Source organism: Chloroflexota bacterium (assembly GCA_018648225.1).
Lineage (GTDB): Bacteria > Chloroflexota > Anaerolineae > Anaerolineales > UBA11858 > NIOZ-UU35.
This window is the reverse complement of sequence record JABGRQ010000095.1, coordinates 1-2,077: the sequence shown is the minus strand read 5'-3', so window position 1 is coordinate 2,077 and position 2,077 is coordinate 1. Positions and strand designations below refer to the sequence as shown.

Here is a 2,077-nt window from a genome sequence, read left to right as displayed (position 1 = left end):
ACAATGCCCGCATCGCGGCGCAAATCTCGGTTGCGTATGCGCGTTTGAAAAATCCTCCTTTGCGTGCATAAAATACTTTAAAGAATCAAAAAAGGGTAACGTGTTTTATGCGAGACCCTTTTTTGATTAATTGTCTTTGGTCGGGGTGGGCCAGCGTGTGATCGTTGCGCTGGGAGTGATGCGGGTGGCCGTAGGCCAGCGCGTGATGGTTGGGATGGGTGTTAGCGAGGGCGTGACAGTTACTGGCTTGGGGGTGTCGGATGGGGTAGTCGTCGGCCAGGGTGTGTTGCTCGGCGTGATGGTTTTGCTGGGTTTGGGTGGGGTCGCGCTAGGGCTTGGTGATGGCGTGCTCGATGGACCAAGCGTAACTGTATGGGTGAGAGTACTCGTTGGCGTGTGTGAAGCTGTGACCGAGGCGGTGGTTGTTAGCGTCGGCGGCTGGCCTTCAACCACAAATGCACCGACGACAACCCAATCGAGACCGATGAACATTTGCACCTGGTATTCGCCGGGTAGCCAATCATTGGCATTGGGCGTCCACTCCGAGAAACCAGCGCCCCCCGTGCCCCATTGCCATGGACTGGTTTCAAAGTGGATCAGCTCTCCATCGCGATACCAAAGCGCAGTCCACTGGGTGCCCTCTGCCATGCCGTCATAGGTGAAATAGGCAAACATCTGCCCAACCGGATTGGGAAAAACTTCTGCAGGCTGGATGGGGCGATAGAGCGAATCGACGCCCTGATTGGTGAACTGCAATTTGCTAAAGATGACATCTGCAGGCGGGGTGAGTTGACCTTCGAATTGGGCTTCAATCGCCAGGGGGATGTGTGGCGTGAGTGTCAGGGTGGGGGTGTTAGAGACCTCGGGGGTGTACGTGATGCTTGGGGTGAGTGAAATGGTTGGGGTTTGTGAAATCGTTGGGGTGAGCGTGATGGTGGATGTCAGCGTTGGGGTGATGGAAGGGGGAAAGAAACTGTAGGCTGCAGGTTCGGCATAGGCATTCAGCACCCAGGCAAGAGCAAGCAACATGGCGAAGAGCAGTAGCTGCCGCCAGCCCTTGACAATTCTTTCGTAGCGCATACGGAAGTATGGGATGTGTCGGCCTCTGAATATAGAGTTAATTCCGCCGATTAGCGCGATAACAGCAAAAAAGAGTGACAGACCAACGGCCGTCAGTACGGCGGTACGGATATCTAATTCAGGAGACATAGCAAGTGATTATATTCGCGCTATTCAGTGGCGACTGGATTTTCAAGCGTGCCAATTCCTTCGATGGTTACTTTGACGCGGTCGCCAGATGCCAGCGGACTGACCCCCGCGGGGGTTCCGGTGAGCAGTAAATCGCCGGGTTCGAGGGTCATCACTGAGGATGCAAAGGCTATCAGTTGGCGCACTGTGAAAACCATATCGCGTGTAGATGCCATCTGGCGCATATCATCGTTAACATGGCAGGTGATTAAAGCATCGGAAGGATCAAAATCGGTCGTTATCCAGGGACCGATGGGGCAGAAAGTGTCAAAGCCTTTGCCGCGCGTCCATTGCCCATCGCTAAACTGGAGATCACGCGCGGTGATGTCATTGGCGATCGTGTAACCCAAGATATATTCGTGAGCCTGATCGGGGGTTATGCGGCGGCCCTGACGACCAATCACGATAGCCAATTCGGCTTCGTGTTCAACCCGCTGCGATTGTGGGGGCAAGAGAATTGTATCGCCCGCCGCGATGATGGATGATGGCGGTTTTAGGAAAATTAGCGGAACTTCTGGTACTTCCGCCTTATGCTCTGCGGCATGGGCGGCATAATTGCGACCGACGCAGATAATTTTGCTGGGTTGTACCGGGGGCAAGATGCGCACATCTGCGAGCGGAATACGGGCTTCGCTGCGCTGAAACTCACTGAAAACACTTCCGTCAATGGAGCCAATTTTATCGTCGAGAACCCAGCCGTAGCTGGTGAGGTTGTTTTTGGTTTGGTATCGAATAATTTGCATAAATAAATCTCTTGGGTGCTATCTTCAATTATGACCTTATTTTTGTGCAAACAGACGGCATATCTATTTTTTAGTGCAAACAGAAG

The 2,077-nt window shown here is 53.2% G+C and carries 2 protein-coding genes; both read right to left on the bottom strand.

Annotated features, from left to right (window positions below; translation table 11 throughout):
* Positions 1-126 precede the first annotated feature (126 nt).
* Positions 127-1,080, bottom strand: a complete 954-nt coding sequence (locus tag HN413_08545) for a hypothetical protein (GenBank protein ID MBT3390445.1) — start codon at positions 1,078-1,080, stop codon at positions 127-129.
* A gap of 149 nt (positions 1,081-1,229) precedes the next feature.
* Positions 1,230-1,991: a fumarylacetoacetate hydrolase family protein gene (locus HN413_08540; protein MBT3390444.1), complete on the bottom strand. Its 762-nt coding sequence runs from the start codon at positions 1,989-1,991 to the stop codon at positions 1,230-1,232.
* Positions 1,992-2,077: the final 86 nt, after the last annotated feature.

Coding starts and splice junctions, on each gene's coding strand:
- HN413_08545 (MBT3390445.1), bottom strand. CDS start 1,080: ATGCGCTACGAAAGAATTGTCAAGGGCTGGCGGCAGCTACTGCTCTTC.
- HN413_08540 (MBT3390444.1), bottom strand. CDS start 1,991: ATGCAAATTATTCGATACCAAACCAAAAACAACCTCACCAGCTACGGC.